We start from the raw sequence: 26,905 nt of genomic DNA on the forward strand, positions 1-26,905 counted from the left end.
CGTCCTCTACTTCGCCGGGGATACCGAAAGGCGATCTGCTTTGCTCGCCAAAAAACCGGCAACCTCGGCGCCCACGGCCAGCAGGTCGGCCGGGTCCATGTTGGCGATGTCGTGCGCGGTCAAGGTCGGCTCGGTGATGCGCGGCAGCACGATCTGCAAGGCCGACACGTTCAGGTTGGCCAGCTCGATCAGGGAAATGCCGCGCAAGGCGCCCGCCTTGGGTTTGCGCACGGTCAGCGAGTTGATGAAGGTATCGCCGCGCTTGATCGGGTCGTCCAGTTCGATGACGGCGCTGTTTTGGGTATCGTTGTGCATGGTGTTGTCCTTGTAGGGTGGTGGTGAATAGAAAAGGGGATTACAGGCCGATGGCCTTGCGGATGGCCGCATTGGTGTCGCCGCCGCCAAAGTTCTCGGTGCCGCTCATGAAGTCCAGTTCGATGACGGTGGCGCCGTCGATCATCAGCTTGTAATAGCTGCAAGCCATGGTGTATTTGTGCGTGGTGTCGTCGCCCATCTTGGCGCCGCCCATGTCGATTTCCTTGTAGCGGCCGCGCACGACGACCTCGACGGCGGCGACCGTGCCCTCATCGTCTTCCTGATAGGCGCCGGCAAAGCGCAGTTGCACGGCGCCGTGCGTGTGCGCGCCGTACTGTTTCAGGGCTTCGGCGATCAGGCCGCCGCCGCTCCATTCCAGCGACAGCGCCTCGTTGCCGAAGTCCACGGACACGGGGCCGCTCATGCCGCCGGCGCGGTACTCTTCCATTTTGCGGCTGAGCTTGGGCAAGGTGACTTCCGGCACCATGCCCATGAAGGAGACGCCGTTCTGGAACAAGTTAAAATTTTTCAGTTTGCGGGGCAGGCCCATGGTGTTCTCCAGTTATTCAATGCGCCCGCGCTGGCGCGGGCAGGGTGGTGATGGCGGCGCCAGTACGACTATGCGGCGATGCGCGAGGCGAAGTCGGCCAGGTAGCGGTCGGTAATGCGTTGCTGGAATTTCAGGTTTTCCAGCGGCGGCACGGGCGTGTAGTCGTAGTCGATGGCCAGCTTGCCGTCTTTCAGCGCCGTCTTGTCGTTGTATTGCTCGTCATACCAGGCGTGGCCGTCGATGATGTAGCCCTGCAATTTCAGGTCGCGGAACTTGGCGTTGATGCTCTCCAGCAGGTCGCGCACCAGGGACGGATGCAGGGGCACATCGACATAGGCGAAGTGCGTTTCGGCGATGGTGTCGGCCAGCACCTGGGCCGTGCGCGTGTAGCTTTCGAAATAGAAGAAGCCGCCCGGCGCCTCGCAGGTGCGCGAACCCCAGAAGCGGTAACCGCCCATGTTAATCAGGGTGGTCACTTCCTTGGCGTTGAGCACGCCGGCATCGGTGGCCGGGTCTTGCAGGTCGAAAAATACGTCCTTGGTGATGCCGGTCGGGCCGTTGACGACTACGTTGGACAGGGTCTTGTGCCAGCCCGTTTCCTCGTCGATCTTGGCGCGCAGACCCATGGCGAAGGCGACAGCCGAGATGCTGGCCTCGGCGTCCGTGGCCGTATCCCAGTTCACAAAATCCGGCCAGATCACCATTACTTCGCGCTGGCCGAACTGGCCGCGATAGGTGGTGGCCGCCGTGACGGAGGCGCAGCCATAGGCCGACGCATACACGAAGCCGCGCAGGCGCTGTGCCACGCTGACCAGGGCGTTGGTGACGGCCTGGGTATCCAGGCCCGGCGCGCCGAGGATGCGCGGTTTCACGCCCAACTTGCTTTGCGCGGCCAGCAGCGCCTGGGCGCCCAGGTACTTGCCGTCCGGTGACACGCCGCCCACGGCGTTGGTGGTGGTTTCCGCTTCCGTCTCGCCTTCGGCCACGCGCACCACGACGGTCAAGGGTTTGGTTTGTGCGGCGATGGCTTCCAGCGCGCGATACAGGGTGCCGGTCTTGCCGGCCTTGCCCATGGCGGCCAGCACGTTGGTGACGAGCACTGGCGTGTCGAGCGGGAAAACGGCCGGGTCGGCATCGTCGGCCGTGGCGATCAGGCCCAGCACAGCCGTGGACACGGTGCGGATGGGGCGCGAACCCTCGTTGATTTCAATGACGCGCACGCCATGGTGGTAGTCGGTGGGCATTGCTGGCTCTCCTGGTAGGTAGTGAATGTCGGGGGTGTTACTGGGTGTTGCCTGCATCATCGAAGGCGCGCCGGGCCTCTTGCGGCAAGGCGTCGGCGATGCGCTGGAATTCGGCGCTGACGGCCGCCTGCAGGGCGTCCACATCCTGTGCGGCGACGACCGTCGCGCAGATGGTGATGTCGAGCAGGCAGGTGCGCGCCGTGGCGATGGCTTGCGCGATTGCCGCGTCGCCGCTGGCCATGGCGGCAAAGCCGATACCGGCCAGGCGGTTGAGAATCCCGTCACGGCGCGCGCGAACGGTATCGAGGTAGAAGGCGCACACTTGGCCATAGGGAATGGCAGGGGCCGGCGTGATGCGCAGCGCCCCTTTGACAAACTTGAACGATCCGCCGGATGCACGGGCGGTATGGGCGGCCAGGTGGTCAGCCTCGGATACCTCAAACACATCGGACGGGATGTCCTGGTACTCGATGTTGACGGGGTAAAAAAAACCTGTGCTCGGTGAATATCTGACGGCCATGATTAGTTTCCAATCGCAAAATAGGATGGGGTGATGCCGCCCGACAGCGTTGTCCCGTTGTAGGTGAACAGGCGGCAGCCCGTTTTGGTTTGCATGCCGGCATTGATATTGCTGGGCGCACTGGCCCCGGCGCCGGCTTGCCCGTCATATCCCCCAAAGACGCGAAAACACTTGTTCGGAAACGGAATGGGAAAGATCACATCGGCGTAGCCGGTGGCCTGTGTCGTTGTGCCGGTGCCCCACTGGAAAATGAAGTCGCCGGAAATTTGCTTGAAGCCGTTCGAAAACAACATGGCCGCAAAGTCGGCATTGCGCCACAGCTCGGCGGTCGAGTCGATGACTTGCCAGACGTTTGTCCCGGTCGCCATGAGGGTGAGAAATTGTCCCGCCTTGATCGTGATGCTCGGCACGCTGCCAACATCAAATCCAATGTTCACGCCTGGCGCGGCAAGGATGGTGCCGCTATTGAAAAGTCCGAAGAACTTGACGCACTTGCCGGAATTGTGGGGAATGCCAAGCGATACTGGGTCAGGAATGGTGATGGCCTTGCCCGCAGTCGGGAAGTACAGGGCGCAGCCCATATCCTCGGCGGTGAGCGAACGGCTTTCAGTGACGCCGGCATAGCGCACCATGTTTCCTTGTGCGCGCTGCACAAAGTCGGCATTGACCAGCTTGCTTGACGCGTCAAACTTCGGCAGTGTCGCCACTTCCTTCATGCTGTATTGCGGATGCGGATCTGCCGCCGCTGCGTGCTTGGCCAGTTGCTGGTCGCCATAGGCGCGTGCGCTGGTGTCCTGTTGATCGACATAGGCGACCTTGGCCAGCAGCGGGTGCGGGTCAAGAGCCGCCTGATGCTTGGCCAGTTGCTGGTCGCCATAGGCGCGTGTGCTGGTGTCTTGCTGATCGACATAGGCGACCTTGGCCAGGAGCGGGTGCGGATCGGCGGCCGCCTGGTGCTTGGCCAGTTGCTGGTCGCCATAGGCGCGTGCGCTGGCGTCCTGCTGATCGACATAAGCGACCTTTGCCAGCAGCGGGTGAGGATCAACAGCTGCCAGGTGCTTGGCCAGTTGCGCGTCGCTGTAGGCGCGCACGGTAATGTCTTGATCATCGACATATTTACGGGTGGCCAGGATGACGGACGGATCGATTTTCAGCTCGATGGCGGCCGTGCTTGCGACGATCAGCACGATGCGCACCACTTGCGTGCGCCCGCTACCCTCGGCCATCAGGGGCTTGTAGCTGGGCGGGCAGTTGGCGACCGCACACAGGTCGCCGGCCTCGTCAAAGATGCCGATCTCGCGTATCCACCAGCCGCCCACGTCCTCGGGCAAGACTTGCTCGACGATGATCTGGCTGCTGTTGGCCGGGTCGATGGTCAACTGGTTCAGGCCAGCGCGGCGCACTTCGTGGACGAGTGCCTTTTGCGTGCGCACAGGCATGGGCAGGTTGCCGTTGCCGTCGCCTACGGCAAGATTTTTCAGTTTCAGGGTTTGACCCAGGGCGATGGCGTTGGCCAGCTTGGCCTCGCCCACTTCGGTCAGGATGGCAAAGTATGTGCTCATGGATAGATGGTGAGAGTGTCGATGGTATGGGATGCGCCGCTTTGTAACAGCGTGCCGCGCACTTCGATGGTTTCCGCGATCCAGGGATACACGGTCATGCTGTCGCCGTGGTAGGCGCAAGCGCCCGCGTAGACGTTGCCACGGCTTTCCAGATAAATGGCCAGGCCCGTCATGTGACGGCTGACGGGCTTGGCGTCGGCAATCAGGCGTTCCATTTCCTGAAACATGGCATCTGTGATGCCCGAGTCCAGCACGCCGACATCGAGACGGAAAGTGCCGGGCACGCCGGGCGGTGAGGTTTGCCACCATTCGGTGATGCGGATCAAATAGCCCAGGGACTCGACCACGCGGCGCACGGCGGCAATCGTGCCCTTGTGCTTGTGGATGAAGTAGGACGCCTTGATCGTGCCGCGCTTGATCGACTCGGGCCAGGCGTCGTCCCAGCGGTCGACGGAACACGCCCACGCCAGGAATGGGAGCAAGGCAACGGGGCAGCGGTCGGCATTCCACAGGTCGCGCAGCGGCACGGGCACGTTGACCAGCTCGGCGCAGGCCACGGCAATGGCGCGTTCCAGCGCCGTGGTATTCGACGGCAGGGTGGGCACAGTCTTATTCATCGAGCACCACCACGTTCAAGTTGATGGCGGTGCAGCGTGCGGCCTGGGTGGCGTCCAGCTCGATATCGGTGGCCGGGCTGGTCAAGACGACCTTGCGCACGCCCTCGACGTGGACGGCGGCGCTGCAGGCGGAACGGTAGATGCTGTGCCCCAACGGGCGGCGTGGCTGCGACACGCGCGCGGCGTTGGCTTGCGCGGCGGCTAGCAAAATCGGCACTTCCGGGCCGACGCCGATAAACAAGGTGGCCTCGATCTGGTAATCGACGACCTGGGCGGCTTCCACGCTCAAGCGGTCGCCCAGGGGGCGCACGTCCTCGGCGTTGAGCGCGCGCGCCACGGTGGCCAGCAGTGCAGCGTCGGCGATGCCGGTGGCGTTGTTGGCCAGCACCGTGACGGTGACGTGCGCCGGCGCCGGGCTGGTGGCGCTTGCGTCTTTGATGCGGCCGTCGCTGCTGCGGGCGTGGAATTCATAGGAGGCTTTCGGGCCGGCCACGGACAGGCCGTCCGGCGCTTCCTGGATGCGCAGGCGGTAGGCGTCGTTGTCTTCCATGACGGCCGCCACAGGTGGCAGGGCGTTGGGATTGGCTGGCGTGATGGTCAGGCGCGCCACGTTGACGTTGGCGCCCAGTTGATCGAGGTCGCCATCGAGGGCAAACGCCAGCATGACGGCCTTGCCCGCCTCGTTGACGCGGTTGCGCAGGATGGTTTCCTGATATGCGTTTTCTTCCAGCAGCTTGGTGGCCGGTTCCGATTCCAGTTCCAACAGGGCCGTGACTGCCGCGCGCTCGGCTTCCGGCAGCAGGCTGACCAGATGCGTCTTGCGGCCGGCTAGGATGGCTTCGAAGTCCAGCACCTCGACTACGCTTGGCGCGGGCAATTGGGTCAGGTCGATGGGCGTGCTCATACGATGCCGCCTTGCTTGACGGGCACGGCCAAGGTGATGCCCTCGCTATTCGCCGTGCCGTCCAGCAGCAGGGTGATGGCGCCGTCCGTGTCGCGCGTGAGCTGTACGCTGGCGAGCTGCAGGCGCGGCTCCCAGCGGCGCAGGGCAAAGGCGGTGGCGGCGTAGATGCGCAACTGCGTGGCGCTATTTAAGGGCTGGTCGATCAGCTCGGGCACCTCGGAACCATAGCGGCGGCGCCGGATGCGCGAACCCATGGGCGTGGTGAGAATGTCGGTCACGGACTGGCGCAGGTGATCCAGGCCCGTCAGGCTGCGCCCGGTGGCGGCGTGCATGCCCATCATGCTTGCGGCCCGCCCGACTGGTCGCCGCCGGCCTTGACGCCGCCGTGCGGGTGCTTGGCCAGGCTGATGGCGCCGGCCAGCACGTCCTCGCTGGCTGTGACTTTGCCTTGCACGGCCATGGCCACGCCGCCAGCGGCGCCGGCCTTGGCGTTCACTCCGCCGTTCAGGGTGGTGGTGCCTTCCACAGTGGTGGACTGCATGACGATCAGGTTTTTCATGACGGTCAGGTCGCCCGTGCAGATGGTGCTGGGCGCGTTCGACGTCACCTTGTCGGCCGTGATGGTGGCGGTACCGCCAGGCAGGGTAGCCGTCAGGGCGTGGGCCGCGTGGTCATACTGCACCACGGCGCCGTCGGGGTAATGCGTGGTGTGGATGGTGTCGCTGGTTTCGGGCGCGTCAAATTCCTGCGAGTACAGTGCCGGAACGATGATGCCGCGCGTCAGGTCGCCGCCCGGGGAAAAGACGATGACCTGTTCGCCGACGGTGGGCGCTGACCAGGTGCGCGTGCTGCCCGCGCGGCGCGTGGCCCATTTCAGCCACTCGGTGGTGAGGGTTGGCCCGAGTCGCACGCGCGCCTTGGCCCCTTTGACCTCGGCAATGGTGCCCAGGCGGATCAGGTTTTGCAGCAAGCGGAGGAGGTCGGACAGGTCGGCGTTCATGCAATGCATGTTGCCGAAGTCCGCGTGCGGATGCACGCGGGGGCGGGTTGATAAGCGGATTAGTGACTTTTGCGGTTCTTCGTGGGCTTCTGCTGGCTTGTGATCAGGGGCTAAATTTGAGGTTGGTAGGTCTTATTTCTGAGCGATCAAGATTTCACGCTAGACGACTTTGCCTTTGAAATGGCGGCCTTAGCTTCGTTCAATAAAGAACGGATTTTTTCAGCATCGGCCAGCTTGAGAAATGCTGAGGTCTTACCAATTCTGCCACTCGACACTGCGAAACTTACTTCGCCATTTGTGCCGGAGAATACGGTCATGGATAAGTCGCCTTTTGTTCTATACTGGGCCTCAAAGTTACCCAATGTAGTCACATTTCGTTCTATTTTGCTGATGTAGTCCAAGCCCCGAATAAGAGAATCAATTTCTTCCTCGTCAATGAATGAAGTACTTTGGCGTTCAAGCCTTCCCGATTCTTTGACTTCAAACGAAACTCCGTATTGGACAGATTTTGGGTTACTCGCGTCTCGAAACTCGCGTACGTCTATTGATACTCGTCCCATGCCATTGACAACACCTATAGTCGAGAAGCCTTTTACGATTACGATACCAGTTCTTGCTGAAAATGCTTCTAGTTTCGTTGCTGGGGGGGCCTTGGTTGCGTCGGCTTGTTCTTGCGCATTGACCAGTAGAGGAATAGCAAGCAGGGTGATTGAAAGAAAGTGACGCATTGTTGCTCCAAATGAGTGTTGTGATGACTAGAATAATAGGCAAGCAAAGATCGTGTACATATTTGACCTGATCAATATGTGACAATTAGTGCTCGCTGGACTCTAACTCATTTGGCAACTAATATCAGCAAGAATCATTGTTCGGATTCTAGATTTGACATAGATGTCGTAATAAGGATTCACGTACTAAGCTCTGATCCTGTTCGTTGATTCCAATAAGGGGCCGCGCTACATAGGTGTATATCGCCCCCTTTTTTGATACCCGATCTGGTCGCCCAAACTGATGGACGCGCGCCACGCGCGCCACCCAGCCAAAGAACCCGACCTCGATCTGATCGCCGGTTGCCTTTACTTTCAGGTGTTTGGCAGTGCGAATCTTGGCGAACATGGCCGCCTTCTGCCGCTTGATCCTTCCATTCTTCCCCTTGAATTCCTTGCGCCGCTTGCGCGCTGGATAGGCCGTGCCATCCGGCCCCTGCTGCGCCTTGATGCGCTGCGCTTGGCTGCGGCGCAGGTCGATGGCCACCTTGTGGTTGATGGCGCGGCGCTGGGCCGGCTGCAGCTTGGCCAGCAGGGCGCCGGCCCAGGCTTCCAGTGCATGCAGGTCGTCGCTCATGGCGTGGCCTCGGGCGTGCGCCATTCGGCCAGCAGCGTCTCGCCGGCGTACAACTTCCAGAACTCGTCCGCATAGGCGGGCATGTGCTGTATCTCGGCCAGGTGCTTGATGTCGAGGCGGCCCGCCTCGCCGGCCTTGACTGCCACGCGTTCGGTCAGGTCCAGCTTGATGGAAATGTCGACCGTTTCGTGGTTATTAAAATCGACCTCGAAGGCGATACCGTGCCTGCGCGTTTCCTCGTTGGCCATCAGGTCGAGCTGATGCACTTTCAGCCAGGCGATTAGGGCCACCATGATGGCGTCCGCGTCGCCCGCGTAATCGGTGACGATCAGGTTGAGCTTGAAGCGGTATTCGAAGGAGAGGGAGGCGGTGGCCGACGCCACCACGTTGCCTTCGTCGGCGAAGACCAGCAGGCGGTCGGGATCGCGCTGCAGGTCGGGGATGGCGGCGGCCAGGTGCTGGCGCAGGCTATTCGGTTTGTACATGGTAGGCGTCTCGTACTAGGTTGTAGGCGTCGATGCAGGCGTTCAGCTGGCGGGCGGCGTCGTCGCCGTCGCCGGCAATGGTGTCAAGAGCTGCCGCAGTCGCTGGGTCAAGTTCGGCGCGCGTTTCATGCCGATTGCTTGCGGCAGCGGAGGTATCTGCAGTGGCGGCGCACTGGCCGCCGGCGACGGGGATTGACAGGCGCACAGCGCCGCTGCGCACGTCATCGTTAAAACGGTCACGTTCAGTTTTCGCATGGGTTTGTTCCTGGGTGAGGTGGTCGGCGCGCTGCGCCAGGACGGCGCCGGCTGCGCGCTCCAAGGTGAGCACGCGGGCGGTGGCCTGGGCCAGTGCGGTGGCGGAGGTGGTTGTTTGGATAGCGGCCGCCCGCTGCAGTTCGGCGATGCTGGCGTCTTTGCGCCAGCCCTGCACCGTCCAGCCGGCCAGAGCGCCGCACAGGAGAACAGCGGCCAGTGGGCGCCAGGTGGGTGCTGTCACATGGCCACCCGTTCCTTGATCCAGCCGAACAGAAAACGGCGCTGGGTTTTGTTGGCCTCGGTGATTTCCAGGTAGCGCGCTGCCTGCAGGCCGTTCAGGGCGCGCAGCAGCACGGTGGCGCCTTCCTGGCCGCGCCATTTCAGGAACGCGGCCAACGCGCCCAGCGACTGCGCGCCCAGGCGGCCGTCGACGAACAGGGCGGGATAGCGGGCGCCCGTGTCATTAAAACCGTTCAGCCAGCGCTGCAGGAATTCGGCCGCGCGGTGCGGCCCCATGTTCACGCCCGTGTCGATGACTTCGGCGCCGATGCCGGCATGCAGGGCCAGCACCTGGTCGAACTTGGGTTCCGTGATGTAGCGGGCCGTGTAGATGGCGCGCGCCACCGATACAGGCAGGTCGCGCATCGGCCCCGTGTAGCCGTTGGCACGCGCCACCGCCACGGTGATGCCGTAATTGGTTTCCCCGCCCTTGTCTTGCGGGTCGTTCACATAGCCGCCTTCGGCGCGCAGGATGGCGTCGATGACGCGTGCGATCAGGGGATTTTCCACGGTGGCCATCAATGTTCCTTCGCGTCTTTGACCAGCTCGGCGATGTCCTTGTCGCTGCGGCGCTGGAACCACAGGGCCACGGCGCGCGATACCCACCAGCCGGGGGCGCCCACGATCAGATCGATGGCGGAGGCGTTGACCATGGCGCCGATGGCCGGGAGCTGGGCGCACAGCAGCTGGTAGACGGTGCCGCCCAGCAGGCAGGAGAAGACGCCCGCGCAGGCCAGGCGGGCGACGAATTCGCCCTTGTTGAAGGTGCCGTCGCTGTTCAGGGGCGGCAGCACGATGTACAGCATGGCGGCGCCGACCATGCCCAGCGCCGCCTTGAAGCCGTACAGTTTGACCAGGGTGGCGAAACCACCAAACGATTCTGCGGACATTGCTTGATTCTCCGGTAAGAGGGATGAAAGATTTTTCATGATGGATAAAGGTTAAATGCCAGGATCAGTCCCATAGCTGCACGATGTCCGCCGCCTGGCCCGTGCTGGGTGCCGGCTCGGGCAGGGAGACGAGCAGGCCGGCAGGCAGCACGGCGCCATGGCGCGCCAGCGCGGGATTCATTTCTAGGGTGTGCTCGACGTATCCCGCGCCGTCGCCCAGGTAGCGCCACACCAGGGCGTCCACCGTGTCGTGTTGCTGCGTGCGCACCTGCATCAGATCAGCTCGACGGTCAGGTGCGTGCGGCCGACCATATCGGCAATCGCCCATTGCGCATTGCGCCGCTGCGCGCCGGGCGCCTCGTCGAGCCACTCCATGCTTTTCTTGTCGCTGACGGACGTGGCCGTGCTGTCGTAGTCGCGGTAACGCTCGATCAGATCGGCTTTCGCCGTGCTGTAGACGGCGCGCCGGTACTGCGCCAGCAGGCGCGATTCGCGGTTGATGCGCGCGGCCGGCACGTCCACCAGGGTGGCGATGCCGGCGGCGGCTTGCATTCCCTGCCAGTCGGCCAGCTCGCGGTTGACCTGCAGGATGGCGTCCACCACGGCTTGCACCAGGCGCGCGTCGGTGACGGTGCCGTCCAGGCGCATAGCGTCGCGCATGTCGGTGAGGGCAATATCGGGAAACCAGCCGTCGTTCTCGATGATGCCGGGGACCGTTGCAGGTGGCGCCGGGGTGGTGCCAGGCGGGGTGGACGGGGGTAGGGCCATGAAGGACATACGGGACGCTTTCAAAATGGGGCGGTGGACGGGGTTCATCAGGTCAAGGGTATGACCAGAATCCCCCCGTGCCGCCGTGCTGCGGGGGATGCTCTTTACGTGGAACCGGCCGCGCGCTTGATGCGCCGCTCCAGCCGTTCCATATCTTTCTTGACGCCGCACGACTCGGATAAAGCGCGGGCACGCTTCAGCTGGGCCATGGCCGTTTCCGCCTGCGCCACCAGCGCCGGCGCAATCTCCGCGTCGTCGGCCTGGTCCAGCACGGCGATCATGGCCAGGCCGATGGCCTTGTGCAGCTTGGCGCGCGCCTGGTCGGGCGCATCGCTGGCAGCCGTCAGCTGCTCGACGGTGCCCAGCACCTGGGCCGCGTGCTGCGGATCGGCGGCCAGCTTGCCGTGCAGGAAGCCCTCGGCAAATTCGTCCAGCATCAGGGTGGCGATGTCGCGGCTGTAGGTGTCGGGCAGGGTGAACTTGTGCGCCAGCGCGTACTCGGCCATGACCAGGGCGCGGTCGTATTCGCCCGTGTCGATGTGCCACACCAGCAGGGTGGCGAAGACGTCATCCTGGGCGCCCTTGCCGCCGGCCAGCACGCCGTCGATCCACTGCGCATAGTCGGGCAGCATGGTGGCCTTGACCTCGATCTTGCGTTCCACCGACTGGATGGATTTCAGGCGCCGCCGGTCATCGGCCAGCTTGTAGAGCATCATTTCGTAGGCCGTGCCGGTGGTCACGCCCTGCGGCGCGGCGGCGCCGGCCGTGCGCTCGGCCAGCATGCGCGCGCGGTGGCGCAGGGCGGGGGAAAGATTGCCCATCACTTGTCTTTCAGCTCGATGTTTTCCACCAGCGCCGCCAGGCCCAGGTCTTCGATCACGTAGGCGTCGTTCGATGACTCGTAGTTCTCGATGCGGTCGCGCTTGGGCACGTCCTCGACGCGGCGGCGGCGCGCGCCTTCCTGGAAGTAGATCGACAGATTGTCGAAACGGGTAATCAGGATGGCGTTATCCGGGAAGTAGGGCACGCGCGCGGCCGGCAAGCCGCCGATGCGTTTCTGGCTGATGATGATGTCCGCCGCCAGCGTTTCCGTGGGCGCCTGCTTGGTGTTGACCAGGGGGAAATACTTGTCGTTCAACAGCTTGCGCCCGACGATGGCCACCAGATTGGTGTCTTCCTGATACCACGGGTCCAGCAGGTTGACGGCATCGGTGACGGCCGCGTCCAAGTTGGCGTAATCCGCATCGGCCACGTCACCGATGACGACCTTGCCCGGCATGCCGGCCGCGACCAGGCCCAGCACGCGCTCGGGCGCCAGCTCGCGCAGGTGCTGCAGCCAGCCCTTGTTCACGTCCTGCAGCAGTGGGTTGGCGTCCAGATCGGTGTCGGCCATCGCCTTGACGCCATTGAAGCCGATGACGATGCGATCTAACGCCTGGCGCGTCAGGATGGCATTGGCCACGCGCGATTGAAAATCGGGGAACTTGGCCCAGGCGTCCAGCTTGGCATAGTTCAGATGCGTGTCGAAGTTGGTTTGTTCGCAGCGGTACTTGGTGCCGTCCAGGGTGGACAGGTCGCGCGTCTTGCGTTCCTTGTCCTTGGTGTTGGTGCGGCCGGCAATCGGGCCGGATACGCCCAGGCCCAGCTTTTCGCCTTCCTGCTCGGTCACGCCGATGATGTTCACTTTCGTCAGGAACTCGCTCGATTCCTGCATTTTCGTTTCCAGCTTTTGCTGCACGCTGGGCGTGACGCTGAAGGTCTTGGCCACATTGTCCGTGTCGTTCAGTTGGCCCAGGCGGGTTTCATATTGGCCAAAGACCTGGCGCGTTTGCTTTTTCATAAATCAGTGCTCCGTTGTTGAATGGGGGGAAGAAAGGGCGAGGGCGCTTAAAACTCGGTCTGCACGGCGCCGTCGTTGCCGGTGGCGGCCGGGCGGCGCGGGCCGTTGCCGGGCGCTTCGTCCATCTGCGCCTTGAAGGCGGCCAGCTCGTCCTGCGTGGCCTTCAATGCCGTTTCGGTTTTCTCCAGGCGCGCCAGGGTGCCCGTGTAGTTATCGTTGGCGGTGACGACGTGGCCGGCCAGCGCCTGCACGGCTTCGCTGATGTCGGCGAACTGCGCCGCGTCGGCGCCGGATTTGTTCGAAAAGCGCGACAGCAGGTTTTTCACGGCGTCGGCCAGCTTGGTTCCCTGCGGCTCGTCAAACTCCAGCGTCACCTCGACGGCCGAGGTAAACAGGTTGGCGCTTTGCTGCTTGCGGCTGGCGGAGAATTTCAGCGCATCGGTGCCCAGGCTGGCCGGGCTGTCGGTGACGCCCAGGCCGACCAGGTAGGGTTGTGCAGAGTCGGCAAAGTCGGGCTGGATTTCCAGGCTGGTGTACAGCTTCTGTTTCGCCTTGTTGATGGCGACCAGTTCCGGCGTCGGTTCGATCTGCGCGAACAGGGCCAGTTTCTTGCCGCTGTCGGTGTCGACTTCCTCGGCTTTCACCGCGATCACGTCGCCGTAGGCTTTGAATTGGCTGTCGGGCAGGATGCCGCGAATGTGTTCCAGCCAGATGCGCTCGCCGTAGGTTTTCGGGTTGTAGCTGGCGGCGATCTGCTCGATGGTGGCGCGGTCGATGTTGCGGCCGTCCGTGGTGGCGCCTTCGGTGGCGACGCGGAAGAATTGGGATTTAGGCATGGTGGCGTGTCTCGGTTGATCGGATAACGCCATGGTCAACGTCTTGGCGCTGCGACTCAATGCGCTGCGGGTTGCTATGGGCCATAGCGACTTTTGCCTTTCCCCGTTCCGCGCGCGCGCAGCCTACGCTGGCGGCATGCTGACAATCGAGAAAATAAGCGAACAAACTCCCGACGAGAAAATCGCCGAACTGGCCGTGCCTGAGTCTGAGCCACGCCGCGCCGCGCGCGCCCTGTACTGGAAGGGCTGGCGCATTTCGTCCATCGCCCGCCACCTGGGACTCAAGCGCAGCACCATCAATAGCTGGAAGGCGCGCGACGAATGGGACAAGGCGCAGGCCATCGAGCACGTTGAGGCGTCGGCCGAGCTGCGCCTGGTCAAGCTGATCGAAAAAGAGGTCAAGAGCGGCAGCGATTACAAGGAAATTGATCTGCTGGCCCGCACCATCGTGCAGATGGCGCGCGTGCGCCGCTATGAGCAACCGGGCGGCAACGAGGTAGACCTCAACCCCAAACTGGCGAACCGCAATGCCGGCCCGAAGAAGAAGCCGACGCGCAACGATTTCAGCGAAGAACAGAAAATCCAGCTGCTCGACGCCTTCCAGGATTCGCTCTTCGACTATCAAAAAGTCTGGTATCGCAACGGCGACCAGCGCACGCGCGCCATCCTCAAGAGCCGCCAGATCGGCGCCACCTGGTACTTCGCCCGCGAGGCGCTGGCCGACGCCATGGCGACGGGCCGCAATCAGATTTTCCTGTCCGCCTCAAAAAGCCAGGCGCACGTCTTCAAGCAATACATTGTGCAATTCGCGCGCGAGGCGGCCGGCATCGAGTTGACGGGCGACCCCATCGTGCTGCCGAACGGCGCGCATCTGTACTTCCTGGGCACCAACGCGCGCACGGCACAGGGCTACCACGGCAATTTCTACTTTGATGAATTCTTCTGGACGCAGAATTTCCAGGAGTTGAACAAGGTGGCCTCGGGCATGGCCATCCACAAGAAGTGGCGCAAGACCTACTTTTCAACGCCATCCTCGACCACGCATCAGGCCTATCCGTTCTGGACGGGCGAACTGTTCAACAAGCGCCGCGCCAAGGCCGACCAGGTCAACATCGATGTGAGCCATGGCCGCTTGTCGTCGGGTTTCACAGGCGAGGACAAGATCTGGCGCCAGATCGTCACCATCCTCGACGCCGAGCGCGGCGGCTGCAACCTGTTTGACATCGACGAGCTGCGCAACTTCGAATACAGCCCGGACCAGTTCGACAATTTGCTGATGTGCAATTTTATCGACGACTCGGCCTCGGTCTTCCCGCTGGCCGAGCTGCAGCGCTGCATGGTCGATTCCTGGGTCGAGTGGGACGACTACAAGCCCTTGCTGGGCCTGCGCCCGTTCGGCAACCGGCCCGTGTGGATCGGCTACGACCCGGCCTTGAACGGCGACAGCGCCGGGTGCGTGGTGCTGGCGCCGCCCATGACGGCCGGCGGCAAGTTCCGCATCCTGGAGCGCCACCAGTGGCGCGGGCAGAGTTTCGAAGACCACGCCGACGCCATCCGCCAGATGACGCAGCGCTACAACGTCGAATACATCGGCATCGATACCACGGGCATGGGCATCGGCGTGCTGCCGATCGTGCGCGGCTTCTTCCCGGCCGTCACAGCCCTGAATTACTCGCCCGAAGTCAAAACCCGCATGGTGCTAAAAGCCAAAAACATCATCAGCAAGGGCCGGCTGGAGTTTGACGCCGGCTGGACGGATATCGCGCAATCGTTCATGGCCATCCACAAGACCCTCACCCCCAGCGGGCGGCACGTGACCTATGTGGCCGGCCGCAGCGATGAAACCGGCCACGCCGATCTGGCGTGGGCCTGCATGCACGCCCTCGATCACGAGCCGTTCGAAGGCACCACCGACAACCACCACTCTTTCATGGAGATTTATTCTTGAGCAAAGCACGACACTTGCGCGCGCGCGGCCGGCAGGCCGAGGGCGCACCATCAACAGCGGCCATGGCCACGGCGCCGGCCGCCGCCGGCATCGAGGCGTTTTCTTTCGGCGACCCGACGCCCGTGCTCGAGCACGCCGATATTCTCGACTGCTTCGAATGCTGGAAGAACGGCCACTGGTATGAGCCGCCCGTCAATCTGGCCGGCCTGGCCAAGTCGTTCAACGCGGGCGTGCACCACAGCAGCGCCATCCACTTCAAGGCCAACGTGCTGGCGTCTACGCTGATCCCCAGCAAGTACCTGTCGCGCGACGCCTTCAAGCGCATGGCCCTGGACTTCCTGACGTTCGGCAATGCCTACCTGGAAGACCGGCCCAGCCGCAGCGGCAAGGCGCTGGCATACCAGCACGCCCTGGCCAAGTACATGCGGCGCGGCGTCGACCTGGACACGTATTTTTTTGTGAACGGCTACCAGGCCGTGCACCAGTTCGACAAGGGCCGCGTGTTCCACCTGATGGAGCCGGACGTCAATCAAGAGCTGTACGGCGTGCCGCAGTACCTGAGCGCTTTGCAATCGGCCTGGCTCAACGAGGCGGCCACCTTGTTCCGCCGCAAGTACTACAAGAACGGCTCGCACGCGGGTTTCGTGTTCTATATGACGGACGCGGCCGCCAACACGCAGGACGTGGACAACCTGCGCCAGGCCATGCGCGACAGCAAGGGGCCGGGCAACTTTCGCAACCTGTTCATGTACGCGCCGAACGGCAAGAAGGACGGCATCCAGATTCTGCCCGTCTCCGACGTGGCCGCGAAAGACGAGTTTTTCAACATCAAGAGCGTCACGCGCGACGACCAGCTGGCTGCGCACCGCGTGCCGCCGCAGCTGATGGGCATCTTGCCGAACAATGCCGGCGGCTTCGGCGCCGTGGAACCCGCTGCGCGCGTCTTCGCCCGCAATGAACTGGTGCCGCTGCAGGCGCAGTTCATGGCGATCAACGAGTGGGCGGGCGTGGAAGTGGTGAGGTTCGCCCCGTATGACCTGGGCCTGGGCAAGGAGGGCGCGCAATGAGTGACCACATCGACAACACGGACAAGATCATCTTCGCCGAGGTGGCGCGCGGCCTGGCTGCCGTGCGCGGCCGTCCCGCCCTGGCGCCGCACGGCTGCTGCCACTACTGCGACGAGGCGCTGGCGCCCGCGCTGCTGTTCTGCGATGTGGACTGCCGCGACGACTACGACAAGGAGCAGGCGGCGATGATCCGCGCCGGCCGCCCAGGATGACCGCCACGCCGCGATAGCCGGCAGGGCAGGGCCGCGACAGCCCAGCCGCGCCAGAGCGCCCCAGCCACCGCATAAGCCGCCCACGAGGCGGCTTTTTCACGTCCGGAGGAATGATGTTGCTCCAGAAGCACGAAAAAGCCCCATTTCGGCCCGGCGCGCGCAGTTGTCCCCCCTCCACACCTGCCCGCTATATAGGGGTCTTTTGACTCAAATGTGCGCTACGGCCGAAGGCGCACGAGGACTGGCGCGGCGGGGAGAAGAGGGGGTATGCGATTTGACGCATTTTGACGCACTTTGAGCGGTTTTTCTTGCGGGGTATGATGTACCCGTCGAAAGGGGGATTTTTTCACCCTGACAGGGCTGTATAACAGCCTCACGCGCCATGCCTATTTGATACTGGCCATACTTGCCGCCGAAATGAAAACCTCCGCACTTTTGCAGTGTTCCAGATTCGATACGTCTACAAAATCAGCAAAGCCGCCAGGTTCGCAGGTTGACCAAGCTATGTTGTTTCTCCTTTCGGCCCGCCTTAAAACCACCCTTACCGCCACGGACATGTCAATGTTATGGCGACGCATGTAGAGGATGGCATGTAGAGATCCTAATCGTTCTTCCATATCGATGGCTGAATTGACGATCGACTCGGATAGAGCGTCAATTCTGCGTTCGTTCGTGGGGCTTGGTGATAAAAAAACAATATTCATTTTTTATCTTTCGCTTTATATCTGGAAGTACCAGCGTCACTAGAAACTGACGTTACAGAGTCGTTTAAGACTCCTTCGGCCAGGAAGTGGACTTGCCATCATGTGCCACAAGTTCAACCACTGCGCCTGTTTCGATGAGCTGGCAGACTAGCGCCGAGGCTTCGATCCGTGCCGCATGCTGCGTCTTAAATACGCTTGGTGTTGGAATTTCAATAATTGGGGAGTACTCGATTCCTGCATGAGCTGTAAGGAGGACAACGCCTTGATACATACCGTTCACCTTCTTGTAGCTGGCTATCTGGTACTCATAGTCACCATGTTGCATTTTCTGGTCATTTCCCATTGACGGCTCCGCTATGAAATATGTTGGGTGGTCAATTTCGGATTTATATTTTAGAGCATTTTTAGAAATTGAAAAGCACAGTACAGTCAGCAATTGATATGCATTTTGAGCCAGTGGAAACCAATGACATTATTTCATTTTATGCATGTTTTCTGAAAAATATGTATAATTCCCATCAAGCAATCTCATCTTCAGTCCTCGCCCCCGACTGTTCAAAATTTCAGCCGCCTTGAACTTGCCGGCTCAATATGTGTCCTTACATTTGGATGCATCAGAACGAACGGCAGGTGCTGTATGGCAAACCAACTCTCCCCCTTGCGAATCATGATTGTTGATGACAATCGTGATGCCGCCGATCTTATCGCGGAATTTCTTGTGATTTGTGGTTATGAAGCTGTGCCCGTATATGGAGGCGCCGAGGCTCTGCGGACGGCAGACCGCTTTGCCCCTGATGTGGTCTTTCTTGATCTTGGGATGCCTGGTGTGAATGGCTTCCAGGTCGCGTCAACCCTCCGGCAGGCGCCTCGTTTCCAGCAGGTAAAAATGATTGCCCTTACCGCCTGGAGTGATGAAGCCACGAGGACGCAGACTAAAGCCGTAGGTTTCGACCATCACTTGGTCAAGCCGGCCGACTTGGATGACATCCTCGGCCTGCTGAGTGTCGGCGCCTGAGTGTCGCAGTCGGATGGCTTGGTAACGTCGAATTGACTCTTTGCGCACTAAGTCAGCGAATGAACGTACTTCGCGGCCCCGCAGACATGGGATAGTGAAGGCGAATGTTGTTTCTTATGTGCGTAGTGAATGAGTGCGGCGCCGGTATTCAAAGACTATTTGTACCAATGTTTCTACTTGGGTAGATTGGTAGATACGGTTTTAATTTCTTTTGAAGAGCCGCATAAATCTTGATCATTCGCATTACACCGCTTACGCCATGAAATAAGAAGAAGAGCCGCCCCATGGGTGCCTTTTTTGGACGTTGCTTCGTTCATAGGAGCAATGCGCCGCTGCTGCTGCTACTGCTGCGTTGCATCGTAGAGGCATTGTTAAGGTGCCGATGCCAGATCAGGGAGCGAGGCGTGTACACATAAAAAAAGGCTGTCATTTTGTTGTCATTCTTAGGCTAAAACAGCCCAAAAACAACCCAAATAATGACAGCCTTCTTCTTGCTAACTACTTGATTATAAAAAATTCAGTGGTGGAGACGGCGGGAATCGAACCCGCGTCCGCAAGCACTCCACAGACAGTTCTACATACTTAGCACTATCATTTAATTTAACTCAGCCAGCACGGATGTGCACGTTATGGGCAAGCGAGTTACCTATTATTTAGTCGGACGCTAAGTAACCCAGCATACGACGAGTCCCTGTAAATGACTCTAGAGCTTTTGACGGCCCACCCCAGGGACGAGGTGTTCTAGAGCTAACAGCGATTAAGCTGCCAGTGCGTACGAGTTATCGTTTGCAGTTAAGTTTTTTCAGGTTGTATTTACGAGGTAGCCCGCCCTCGGTATGCCCTGCGCTGCTTTGCAACCCACGTCGAAACCAGGTCGTCCCCACAGAACCTTCATTGTAGCGCAATCTTCACACTCTTGCATGATGCATTCGCAGTAATGGATAGAAGGCCAGGCAGACGCAGTATCAAGCCATTAAGCCGCCAGCTGCCGCTCCTGCGCCGCCTTCACCACAGTACTCACCAGCTCGAGCAACGCTTGCGGCGTATCGAGCAAATGGTCGGCGTTCCAGTGCTGCGGCTCGACGGGGCCGCAGTAGCCCCAGGCGCAGGCGACCGTGCGCATGCCGGCGGCGCGGCCGGCCTGGATGTCGCGCAGGTCGTCGCCCACGTACCAGCAGTCTTCCGGCGCCAGCTCCAGGCGGCGGGCCGCTTCCAGCAGGGGGGCGGGGTGCGGTTTCGGGTGCGCCATGGTGTCGCCCGAGATCACGCAGCCGGCGCCGCCCAGGCCGATCTGGCCCACCAGCGGGTCGGTGAAGCGGGCGGCCTTGTTGGTGACCACGCCCCAGGCCAGGCCCAGGGCGCTCAAGCCTTCCAGCATGGCGGGGATGCCGTCGAATAAACGGCTTTCCACGGCCAGGGCCGCTTCGTAATTGTTCAGGAAGCCGTCTTTCAGCGCTTCGTAGCCGCTTTCGCCCGGTTGGACGCCATACGATGCGCCTATCATGCCGCGCGCGCCGGCCGAGGCCGTGGGGCGCAGGATGTCATACGGAGTCGGCGCCAGGCCGGCGCGCGCGCGCAGCAGGTTGATGGCCGCCGCCAGGTCGGGCGCGGTGTCGGCCAGGGTGCCGTCGAGGTCGAACAGGATGGCGCGCGGGGCTGGCAGATGGTCAGTGATCATGGCGGGCAAAGTGTGTCAAGTAGGAATGAAAAATGGCGGCCGCAGCCGCCTTGTATTGTGCGTGATGGTTACAGCGGCCGGGTGCAGGCCACCAGATAATTGACGCTGGTATCGCTATTAAGTGAGTAAATCTTGGTCAGCGGATTGTAGCCCATGCCGCGCATGCTGTTGACGTCCAGGCCGGCACTGCGCAGGTATTGCGACAGTTCGGCCGGGGTGATGAATTTGTCATAGTCGTGCGTGCCTTTCGGCAGCAGACGCAGCAGGTATTCGGCGCCCAGGATGGCGAACAGATACGCTTTCGGGTTGCGGTTCAGGGTCGACAGAAAAACGTGGCCGCCCGGTTTCACCAGGGTGGCGCAAGCCTTGACGATGGCGGCAGGGTCCGGCACGTGCTCGAGCATTTCCATGCACGTCACGACGTCGTACTGGCCCGGCTCTTCCGCGGCCATGGCTTCGGCGGCGATCAGCTTGTAGCGTACCTTGGCACCGGATTCCAGGCTGTGCAGGTCGGCCACTTTCAATGCCTTGTCGGACAGGTCGATGCCCGTCACGTCGGCGCCCTTGCGGGCCATCGATTCGGCCAGGATGCCGCCGCCGCAGCCGATGTCGATCACGCGTTTGCCGGCCAGCGGCACTTTCGCGTTGATCCATTCCAGGCGCAGGGGATTAATTTCGTGCAGGGGACGAAACTCGGAAGTGGGGTCCCACCAGCGGTGGGCCAGCTCACTGAATTTTTGGATTTCGAGAGGGTCGGCGTTCATAGGTCGAATAATAGCGGCAATTTTACAATTGGGCAGCCACGGACGAAAAAAAACCCCGCCGTGGCGGGGTTTTTCAGCTGTTCTTGACTTGCGCGATGATTTGCGCCGAGTCGAGGGGGCAGCTATTACTTGTTGCGGGTACCAACAACTTCGATTTCCACGCGACGATTTTTCGCACGGCCTTCGGCAGTTTTGTTATCAGCAACAGGTTGTTTTTCGCCTTTGCCTTCGGTGTACACGCGGTTGCTTTCAACGCCTTTGGTAACCAGGTAGGCTTTGACAGCATCAGCACGACGTACCGACAGTTTTTGGTTGTAAGCATCGGTGCCGACGGAGTCGGTGTGACCCACAGCGATGATGACTTCCAGGTTGATGCCGCCCAGTTGTGCGGTCAGCTCGTCCAGCTTGGCTTTGCCTTCTGGCTTCAGCGTAGCTTTGTCGAAATCGAAGAATGCATCAGCAGCGAAGCTGACTTTTTCCGAGGTAGGAGCAACGACGACTGGCACTGGCACGACTGGTGCTGGTGCTGGTGCAGGTACGACTGGCGCTGGAGGTGCTACGCATTTGCCGTCTTGCAGGGTTTCTGGCTCTACGCACAGTGGTACGTCGCAACCTGGCACTGCGTCAGCAGGTGTCCAGTAGCCGGTGCGCCAGCACAGGCCGAATGGGTCACGCACGATCACGCCGCGGGCATCTTGCACGTAAGCGCTTTTTGGGCTTGGTGCTTGGATGTCAGTGGTAACTGGCGCGAATGGTGGGGAGGTTGGGGTTTGGGCCGAAGCCGAGCCAGCAATCACTGCGGATGCAGCGAAAAACAGCGTTACAAATTTATTCATTCTTTTTTCCTTTCGGGGGGTGATATCCGCAGAACAACACTGCGCTACTGGTGCTACGTGCCAAGATTTTATCATGTAGACCATATGCGCTCGTTTCAGATTGCGAAACTAGCAATTAACTTCCCAGTCATTTTGCCACACGCATCAGGGGCGCACGACCGTGGTTAAATCAAAGCTTGCCCGATTTTAGACCGTGCGTTGTTTTTGCGCAACGAAAATGCCCATTTGTAACGCATCTGTAACAATTGATCGCTTTTCTTGCCACTTTTAAGGGCAGGTGTCTTGAACTGACATTGCCGTTGTGCATTATCGGCAGAGCAACATGCACGACCCCGGTGCAAACTGCCAATGTTGCTGGTCTGGCCAATTTGTACAGGTAGCTGGGCGCGCATGCTAAAATCGTGCGCTTGACTGTTAAGAGTGCCGGGCAAATGCCCACGGCGGCACTGCATGGCCAGCACGTACCCTTGCGGTACCCGTACTGGCCTTGCCGCCAGCCCGCCGATTTGTTTTGGCACTCTGCGACATGGAAGCCGGGCCACGCCAGCAGCGCGCGGCGCGACGTCCACGACGACAGCCACCCAGGATATGCAGTATTGCGTCATACATTGCGTAACAGATAAGTTAACCACAGCCTGAGATCAGTCGAACCGCCAATGGATCAATTCGCAAAAGAAACAATTCCTATTTCCCTCGAAGAAGAGATGCGCAAGAGCTACCTCGATTACGCCATGAGCGTGATCGTCGGTCGCGCCTTGCCCGATGCGCGCGATGGCTTGAAGCCAGTGCACCGCCGCGTCTTGTTCGCGATGCATGAAATGAATAACGTGTGGAACCGCCCTTACGTCAAGTGCGCCCGCGTGGTCGGCGAAACCATGGGTAAATACCATCCCCACGGCGATGCCTCGATCTACGACACACTGGTGCGCATGGCGCAGGATTTCTCGCTGCGCTACATGCTCGTCGATGGCCAGGGCAACTTCGGTTCCGTCGACGGCGACGGCGCCGCGGCGATGCGTTACACCGAGTGCCGCCTCGACAAGATCGCCGGCGAGCTGCTGGCCGATATCGACAAGGACACCGTCGACTTCCAGCCCAACTACGACGGCAAGGAAAAGGAACCGACGGTCTTGCCGACGCGTATCCCGAACCTGCTGATCAATGGCTCGTCCGGTATTGCCGTCGGCATGGCGACGAACATTCCGCCACACAACATCACCGAAGTCATCGACGGCGCGCTGCACGTGCTGCGCAACCCCGATTGCACGATCGATGAATTGATCGAGCTGATCCCGGCGCCGGACTTCCCGACGGCCGGCATCATCTATGGCGTGTCCGGCGTGCGCGACGGCTATCGCACGGGCCGCGGCCGCGTTGTCATGCGCGCCAAGACCCACTTCGAGGAATACGGCAAGGATGGCGGCCGCATCGCCATCATCGTCGACGAGCTGCCCTTCCAGGTCAACAAGAAATCCTTGCTGGAACGCATCGCTGAAAACGTGCGCGACAAGAAGCTCGACGGCATTTCCGACATCCGCGACGAATCCGACAAGTCGGGCATGCGCGTGGTGATCGAGCTGAAGCGGGGCGAAGTGCCGGAAGTGGTGCTGAACAATCTGTACAAGCAGACCCAGTTGCAAGACACCTTCGGCATGAACATGGTGGCCCTGGTCGATGGTCAGCCGAAGCTGCTGAACCTCAAGCAGATGCTGCAATGCTTCCTGTCGCACCGCCGCGAAGTGGTCACGCGCCGCACCGTGTTCGAACTGCGCAAGGCGCGCGAACGCGGTCACGTGCTCGAAGGCCTGGCGGTCGCGCTGGCCAACATCGATGACTTCATCGCCATCATCAAGGCCGCGCCGACGCCGCCGATCGCGAAGGTCGAGCTAATGGCCAAGGCCTGGGATTCGTCCGTCGTGCGCGAAATGCTGGCCCGTACGGGCGACGGCACGACGCCGGGCGGCGTCGATGCCTACCGTCCGGAAAACCTGCCGAAGCACTACGGCATGCAGACGGATGGCCTGTACAAGCTGTCGGACGACCAGGCGCAGGAAATTCTGCAGATGCGCCTGCAGCGCCTGACCGGCCTGGAGCAGGACAAGATCGTCAACGAGTACAAGGACGTGATGGAACATATCGCCGACTTGCTCGACATCCTGGCCAAGCCGGAACGCGTCACCGTCATCATCACCGATGAAATGACGGCGGCGAAGAACGAATACGGCGCCGGCAACAAGGATGTGCGCCGCTCGCAGATCGAATTGAACGCGACCGACCTGGAAACGGAAGACCTGATCACGCCGCAGGACATGGTCGTGACCCTGTCGCACACCGGTTACATGAAGGCCCAGCCGATCACCGAATACCGCGCGCAGAAGCGCGGCGGCCGCGGCAAGCAGGCGATGGCGACGAAAGAGGAAGACTGGATCGACCAGCTGTTCATCGCCAACACGCACGACTACATCCTGTGCTTCTCGGATCGCGGCCGCATGTACTGGCTGAAGGTATGGGAAGTGCCGCAAGGCTCGCGCAACTCGCGCGGCAAGCCGATCGTCAACATGTTCCCGCTGCAGGACAACGAAAAGATCACCGTGATCCTGCCGTTGTCGGGAGAGAACCGCACGTTCCCGGAAGACCATTACGTGTTCATGTCGACCAGCCTCGGCACCGTCAAGAAAACGCCGCTGAAGGACTTCAGCAATCCACGCAAGGCCGGCATCATCGCGGTCGACCTGGACGACGGCGACTTCCTGATCGGCGCGGCGCTGACCGACGGCCAGCACGACGTGATGCTGTTCTCCGATTCGGGCAAGGCAGTGCGCTTCGACGAAAACGATGTGCGTCCGATGGGCCGTACGGCGCGCGGCGTGCGCGGCATGAACCTGGAAGAAGGCCAGCACGTGATCGCCCTGCTGGTGGCCGAGAACGAGCAGCAGTCGGTGCTGACGGCTACGGAAAACGGTTACGGCAAGCGTACGCCGATTCTTGAATACACGCGTCATGGCCGTGGCACGAAAGGCATGATCGCCATCCAGACCAGCGAGCGCAACGGTAAAGTGGTTGCCGCGACCCTGGTCGATGCCAGCGATGAAATCATGCTGATCACCACCGGTGGCGTCTTGATCCGCACCCGCGTGTCGGAAATCCGCGAGATGGGCCGCGCGACACAGGGCGTGACCCTGATCGCCGTGGAAGACGGCACCAAGCTGTCCGGCCTGCAGCGCGTGGTGGAAACGGATATCGACGAAGTCGAGCTGACGACGGAGGCGGGTACGGATGCCGCGCCGGCAGCGGCCGAACCAGCCGATCCTGTTGACCCGGCCCAGCCGGAGTAAGATGATTGGGGCTCTTTCGGGAGCCCCAATTGCTATTGGCGCGTCTTTTCGTGGTGCCGCCAGCAGAATTTCGTAGGTCGGCTTAGCCCGTCGGGCGTAAGCCGACATGCATCCGGCAGTGCCCTTTTACCAGTCATTCAACATCCCGCATGCCATGAGAAAAATCGTCGCCACCTTCTTTGCCGCGTTTTCGCTGGCCTTCCTCGCGAGCCTGCCGGCCCTGGCCCAGAGCACGCAAGCCACACCCGCGCGCCAGGCGGCGCCCAGCCCCGCCATGAAAGTGGCCGTGCGGCGCATGCTCGACGCGATGCAGTTCCCGCAACTGACGCGCAGCATCTTCGACCAGATGCTGCAATCGGTGCCCGCCATGATCCGCCAGTCGGCGCAGCAGCAAATCAACAGCAACCCGAAACTGGACGAGCAGCGCAAGGCGCGCGCGCTGGCCAGCGCCGAGGAAGAAATCCCCCTGGCCATCGCCACCCTGACGCAGGTACTGGCCGACCCGACCCTGATCGACGAGCTGGGCGACGAAATGGTGCCCCTGTATGCGCGTTTTTACACGGTGCCGGAAGTCGAGCAGCTGACGGCCTTTTACAAGACGCCGCTGGGCCGCAAGATGCTGGCCACCATGCCGCAGCTGTCGGCCGAATCGATGGCCATCAGCCAGCGCGTGCTGATCCCCCGCGTGAACGCCGTGCTTGATCAGGTCATGCGGGCGGCCACGCAGTCGCCCCAATAATTCTTATTTTCGCCAAGGACTGTATCGTGACCCATCAAGCCTTAAGCCCTATTTACAACTTCTCCGCCGGCCCAGCCGTCCTGCCCAAGGAAGTGCTGGCGCAAGCGGCCGCCGAGATGCAGGACTGGCACGGCAGCGGCATGTCGGTGATGGAAATGAGCCACCGTGGTCCCGAATTCATTTCCATTTACAAGCAGGCCGTGGCCGACCTGCGCGAGCTGCTGGCCGTGCCCGAGAACTATAAAATCCTGTTCCTGCAGGGCGGCGGCTTGGGCGAGAACGCCATCATCCCGATGAACCTCGTGGGCCTGGCCGCGCAGCAGCCGGCCACCGTCGACTTCGTGCACACGGGCTCGTGGTCGGGCAAGTCGATCCAGGAAGCGGCCAAGTATGCCAATGTGAACGTGGCCGCGTCCTCGAAGGCTGCCCGTTTCACTGGCGTGCCGCCCGTCGCCGAATGGAAGCTGACGCCGGGCGCCGCCTACCTGCACATCTGCACCAATGAAACCATCGACGGCGTGGAATTCCAGCAGGCGCCGAACGTGCCGGCAGGCACCACCATCGTGGCCGACATGTCCTCGCACATTTTGTCGCGCGTGATCGACGTGTCGCAATACGGCGTGATCTTCGGCGGCGCGCAGAAAAATATCGGCCCGGCAGGCCTGACCCTGGTCATCGTGCGCGAAGACTTGCTGGGCAAGGCGCTGCCGATCTGCCCGTCGGCTTTTGACTGGACCATCGTGGCCGAACATGAGTCGATGTACAACACGCCGCCCACCTACGGCATCTATATCGCCGGCCTGGTTTTCCAGTGGCTCAAACGCCAGGGTGGCGTTGCAGCCATGGAACAGCGTAATATTGAGAAAGCGGCGCTGCTGTACGCGGCGCTCGACGCGGACGACTTCTACCAGAACCGGGTCGACCCCGCATACCGTTCGCGCATGACCATCCCGTTCTATCTGCGCGATGAAAGTCTGAACGACGCATTCCTGGCCGGCGCCAAGCAGCGCGGCCTGCTGCAACTGAAGGGCCACAAGTCCGTCGGCGGCATGCGTGCATCGATCTATAACGCGATGCCGATCGAGGGCGTGCAAGCCCTGGTCACCTATTTGAACGAGTTTGCCGGACGCTGAGTCGCTTAACCGACCGCGCCGGCCCGCCGCCGGCGCAGGCCGCGCGGCCATGATTGAAGTACAGC

At 61.4% G+C, this 26,905-nt stretch carries 32 protein-coding genes and 1 other RNA gene; 7 read left to right on the forward strand and 26 right to left on the reverse strand.

Features of this window, described 5'->3' with window-relative positions; translation table 11 throughout:
- Nucleotides 1-6: 6 nt before the first annotated feature.
- The 20 genes from D9M09_RS04760 to D9M09_RS04850 form a co-directional block, all read right to left on the reverse strand.
- On the reverse strand, nucleotides 7-315 hold the full coding sequence (locus D9M09_RS04760) for a phage tail assembly protein (RefSeq protein WP_121668711.1): 309 nt from the start codon (nucleotides 313-315) through the stop codon (nucleotides 7-9).
- Between the two features lie 40 nt (nucleotides 316-355).
- Entirely contained in the window at nucleotides 356-865 is a 510-nt protein-coding gene (locus tag D9M09_RS04765) for a phage major tail tube protein (RefSeq protein WP_121668712.1), read from the reverse strand.
- Between the two features lie 68 nt (nucleotides 866-933).
- The gene (locus D9M09_RS04770) at nucleotides 934-2,109 is read right to left on the reverse strand and encodes a phage tail sheath protein (RefSeq protein ID WP_121668713.1); all 1,176 of its coding nucleotides are present in this window, start codon (nucleotides 2,107-2,109) and stop codon (nucleotides 934-936) included.
- Between the two features lie 37 nt (nucleotides 2,110-2,146).
- A complete protein-coding gene (locus D9M09_RS04775; RefSeq protein WP_121668714.1) occupies nucleotides 2,147-2,629 on the reverse strand; it encodes a hypothetical protein in 483 nt (160 codons plus the stop codon).
- Nucleotides 2,630-2,631: 2 nt separating this feature from the next.
- Nucleotides 2,632-4,191 (reverse strand): phage tail protein, encoded by a 1,560-nt coding sequence (locus tag D9M09_RS04780; RefSeq protein WP_121668715.1) that lies wholly within the window; start codon nucleotides 4,189-4,191, stop codon nucleotides 2,632-2,634.
- Entirely contained in the window at nucleotides 4,188-4,808 is a 621-nt protein-coding gene (locus D9M09_RS04785) for a phage tail protein I (protein WP_205602330.1), read from the reverse strand. Before D9M09_RS04785 ends, D9M09_RS04780 begins: the two co-directional genes overlap by 4 nt.
- Complete coding sequence (locus D9M09_RS04790) at nucleotides 4,801-5,712, reverse strand: baseplate assembly protein (protein WP_121668716.1); 912 nt, start codon at nucleotides 5,710-5,712, stop codon at nucleotides 4,801-4,803. Before D9M09_RS04790 ends, D9M09_RS04785 begins: the two co-directional genes overlap by 8 nt.
- Nucleotides 5,709-6,053, reverse strand: coding sequence for a GPW/gp25 family protein (locus tag D9M09_RS04795; RefSeq protein WP_121668717.1), 345 nt, complete (start codon nucleotides 6,051-6,053; stop codon nucleotides 5,709-5,711). The genes D9M09_RS04790 and D9M09_RS04795 overlap by 4 nt, the downstream gene beginning before the upstream one ends.
- Nucleotides 6,050-6,721, reverse strand: coding sequence for a phage baseplate assembly protein V (locus tag D9M09_RS04800; RefSeq protein ID WP_240453551.1), 672 nt, complete (start codon nucleotides 6,719-6,721; stop codon nucleotides 6,050-6,052). Before D9M09_RS04800 ends, D9M09_RS04795 begins: the two co-directional genes overlap by 4 nt.
- A gap of 137 nt (nucleotides 6,722-6,858) precedes the next feature.
- Entirely contained in the window at nucleotides 6,859-7,440 is a 582-nt protein-coding gene (locus D9M09_RS28815; protein WP_162995580.1) for a hypothetical protein, read from the reverse strand.
- Between the two features lie 148 nt (nucleotides 7,441-7,588).
- Nucleotides 7,589-8,056, reverse strand: a complete 468-nt coding sequence (locus D9M09_RS04805; RefSeq protein WP_121670969.1) for a phage virion morphogenesis protein — start codon at nucleotides 8,054-8,056, stop codon at nucleotides 7,589-7,591.
- Complete coding sequence (locus D9M09_RS04810) at nucleotides 8,053-8,541, reverse strand: phage tail protein (RefSeq protein ID WP_121668719.1); 489 nt, start codon at nucleotides 8,539-8,541, stop codon at nucleotides 8,053-8,055. Before D9M09_RS04810 ends, D9M09_RS04805 begins: the two co-directional genes overlap by 4 nt.
- Nucleotides 8,525-9,037, reverse strand: coding sequence for a lysis system i-spanin subunit Rz (locus tag D9M09_RS04815; protein WP_240453552.1), 513 nt, complete (start codon nucleotides 9,035-9,037; stop codon nucleotides 8,525-8,527). The genes D9M09_RS04810 and D9M09_RS04815 overlap by 17 nt, the downstream gene beginning before the upstream one ends.
- On the reverse strand, nucleotides 9,034-9,594 hold the full coding sequence (locus D9M09_RS04820; RefSeq protein WP_121668720.1) for a glycoside hydrolase family 108 protein: 561 nt from the start codon (nucleotides 9,592-9,594) through the stop codon (nucleotides 9,034-9,036). The genes D9M09_RS04815 and D9M09_RS04820 overlap by 4 nt, the downstream gene beginning before the upstream one ends.
- Nucleotides 9,594-9,965 carry a hypothetical protein gene (locus tag D9M09_RS04825; protein WP_035820867.1) on the reverse strand — a complete coding sequence of 124 codons (372 nt, stop codon included), beginning with the start codon at nucleotides 9,963-9,965 and terminating at the stop codon, nucleotides 9,594-9,596. The genes D9M09_RS04820 and D9M09_RS04825 overlap by 1 nt, the downstream gene beginning before the upstream one ends.
- A 64-nt stretch (nucleotides 9,966-10,029) precedes the next feature.
- On the reverse strand, nucleotides 10,030-10,239 hold the full coding sequence (locus D9M09_RS04830) for a tail protein X (protein ID WP_121668721.1): 210 nt from the start codon (nucleotides 10,237-10,239) through the stop codon (nucleotides 10,030-10,032).
- A complete protein-coding gene (locus tag D9M09_RS04835; protein WP_121668722.1) occupies nucleotides 10,239-10,742 on the reverse strand; it encodes a head completion/stabilization protein in 504 nt (167 codons plus the stop codon). Before D9M09_RS04835 ends, D9M09_RS04830 begins: the two co-directional genes overlap by 1 nt.
- Before the next feature lie 95 nt (nucleotides 10,743-10,837).
- Nucleotides 10,838-11,554, reverse strand: coding sequence for a phage terminase small subunit (gpM, locus tag D9M09_RS04840; protein WP_121668723.1), 717 nt, complete (start codon nucleotides 11,552-11,554; stop codon nucleotides 10,838-10,840).
- Nucleotides 11,554-12,573, reverse strand: coding sequence for a phage major capsid protein, P2 family (locus D9M09_RS04845; protein ID WP_121668724.1), 1,020 nt, complete (start codon nucleotides 12,571-12,573; stop codon nucleotides 11,554-11,556). The genes gpM and D9M09_RS04845 overlap by 1 nt, the downstream gene beginning before the upstream one ends.
- A 47-nt stretch (nucleotides 12,574-12,620) precedes the next feature.
- The gene (locus D9M09_RS04850) at nucleotides 12,621-13,409 is read right to left on the reverse strand and encodes a GPO family capsid scaffolding protein (protein ID WP_205602331.1); all 789 of its coding nucleotides are present in this window, start codon (nucleotides 13,407-13,409) and stop codon (nucleotides 12,621-12,623) included.
- Between the two features lie 136 nt (nucleotides 13,410-13,545).
- Here D9M09_RS04850 and D9M09_RS04855 point away from each other — a divergent pair, with 136 nt between their 5' ends.
- The 3 genes from D9M09_RS04855 (at nucleotide 13,546) to D9M09_RS04865 (ending at nucleotide 16,636) form a co-directional block, all read left to right on the forward strand.
- Nucleotides 13,546-15,357 (forward strand): terminase ATPase subunit family protein, encoded by a 1,812-nt coding sequence (locus D9M09_RS04855; RefSeq protein WP_121670971.1) that lies wholly within the window; start codon nucleotides 13,546-13,548, stop codon nucleotides 15,355-15,357.
- A 62-nt stretch (nucleotides 15,358-15,419) separates the two neighbouring features.
- Nucleotides 15,420-16,424 (forward strand): phage portal protein, encoded by a 1,005-nt coding sequence (locus tag D9M09_RS04860; RefSeq protein WP_121668726.1) that lies wholly within the window; start codon nucleotides 15,420-15,422, stop codon nucleotides 16,422-16,424.
- Nucleotides 16,421-16,636, forward strand: a complete 216-nt coding sequence (locus D9M09_RS04865; protein ID WP_121668727.1) for a DUF2116 family Zn-ribbon domain-containing protein — start codon at nucleotides 16,421-16,423, stop codon at nucleotides 16,634-16,636. The genes D9M09_RS04860 and D9M09_RS04865 overlap by 4 nt, the downstream gene beginning before the upstream one ends.
- A 386-nt stretch (nucleotides 16,637-17,022) precedes the next feature.
- Here D9M09_RS04865 and D9M09_RS28820 read toward each other — a convergent pair whose 3' ends face one another.
- Together D9M09_RS28820 and D9M09_RS04870 are read right to left on the reverse strand one after the other, a co-directional pair.
- Nucleotides 17,023-17,340, reverse strand: a complete 318-nt coding sequence (locus D9M09_RS28820; RefSeq protein ID WP_141750102.1) for a hypothetical protein — start codon at nucleotides 17,338-17,340, stop codon at nucleotides 17,023-17,025.
- 64 nt (nucleotides 17,341-17,404) lie between these two features.
- Complete coding sequence (locus tag D9M09_RS04870; RefSeq protein ID WP_141750103.1) at nucleotides 17,405-17,776, reverse strand: hypothetical protein; 372 nt, start codon at nucleotides 17,774-17,776, stop codon at nucleotides 17,405-17,407.
- Between the two features lie 201 nt (nucleotides 17,777-17,977).
- On the opposite strand from D9M09_RS04870, the gene D9M09_RS04875 reads away from it, so the two are divergent.
- Complete coding sequence (locus D9M09_RS04875; RefSeq protein WP_070313768.1) at nucleotides 17,978-18,355, forward strand: response regulator; 378 nt, start codon at nucleotides 17,978-17,980, stop codon at nucleotides 18,353-18,355.
- A gap of 521 nt (nucleotides 18,356-18,876) precedes the next feature.
- On the opposite strand, the gene ssrA is transcribed toward D9M09_RS04875, so the two are convergent.
- The 4 genes from ssrA to ompA all read right to left on the reverse strand — a co-directional run bounded on the left by ssrA (nucleotide 18,877) and on the right by ompA (nucleotide 21,633).
- Nucleotides 18,877-19,237, reverse strand: a transfer-messenger RNA (tmRNA) gene (ssrA, locus tag D9M09_RS04880).
- Between the two features lie 91 nt (nucleotides 19,238-19,328).
- Nucleotides 19,329-20,033 carry an HAD family hydrolase gene (locus tag D9M09_RS04885; RefSeq protein ID WP_121670972.1) on the reverse strand — a complete coding sequence of 235 codons (705 nt, stop codon included), beginning with the start codon at nucleotides 20,031-20,033 and terminating at the stop codon, nucleotides 19,329-19,331.
- 68 nt (nucleotides 20,034-20,101) lie between these two features.
- Complete coding sequence (ubiG, locus tag D9M09_RS04890; protein ID WP_070219394.1) at nucleotides 20,102-20,797, reverse strand: bifunctional 2-polyprenyl-6-hydroxyphenol methylase/3-demethylubiquinol 3-O-methyltransferase UbiG; 696 nt, start codon at nucleotides 20,795-20,797, stop codon at nucleotides 20,102-20,104.
- Nucleotides 20,798-20,922: 125 nt separating this feature from the next.
- A complete protein-coding gene (gene ompA / locus D9M09_RS04895) occupies nucleotides 20,923-21,633 on the reverse strand; it encodes an outer membrane protein OmpA (protein ID WP_070219395.1) in 711 nt (236 codons plus the stop codon).
- A gap of 656 nt (nucleotides 21,634-22,289) precedes the next feature.
- On the opposite strand from ompA, the gene gyrA reads away from it, so the two are divergent.
- The 3 genes from gyrA (at nucleotide 22,290) to serC (ending at nucleotide 26,840) form a co-directional block, all read left to right on the forward strand.
- Entirely contained in the window at nucleotides 22,290-24,968 is a 2,679-nt protein-coding gene (gene gyrA, locus D9M09_RS04900; protein WP_099410367.1) for a DNA gyrase subunit A, read from the forward strand.
- 154 nt (nucleotides 24,969-25,122) lie between these two features.
- Complete coding sequence (locus tag D9M09_RS04905; RefSeq protein WP_162995581.1) at nucleotides 25,123-25,707, forward strand: DUF2059 domain-containing protein; 585 nt, start codon at nucleotides 25,123-25,125, stop codon at nucleotides 25,705-25,707.
- 26 nt (nucleotides 25,708-25,733) lie between these two features.
- Complete coding sequence (gene serC / locus D9M09_RS04910; RefSeq protein WP_240453553.1) at nucleotides 25,734-26,840, forward strand: 3-phosphoserine/phosphohydroxythreonine transaminase; 1,107 nt, start codon at nucleotides 25,734-25,736, stop codon at nucleotides 26,838-26,840.
- Nucleotides 26,841-26,905 lie beyond the last annotated feature (65 nt).

The organism is Janthinobacterium agaricidamnosum (assembly GCF_003667705.1).
Classification (GTDB): Bacteria; Pseudomonadota; Gammaproteobacteria; order Burkholderiales; family Burkholderiaceae_D; genus Janthinobacterium.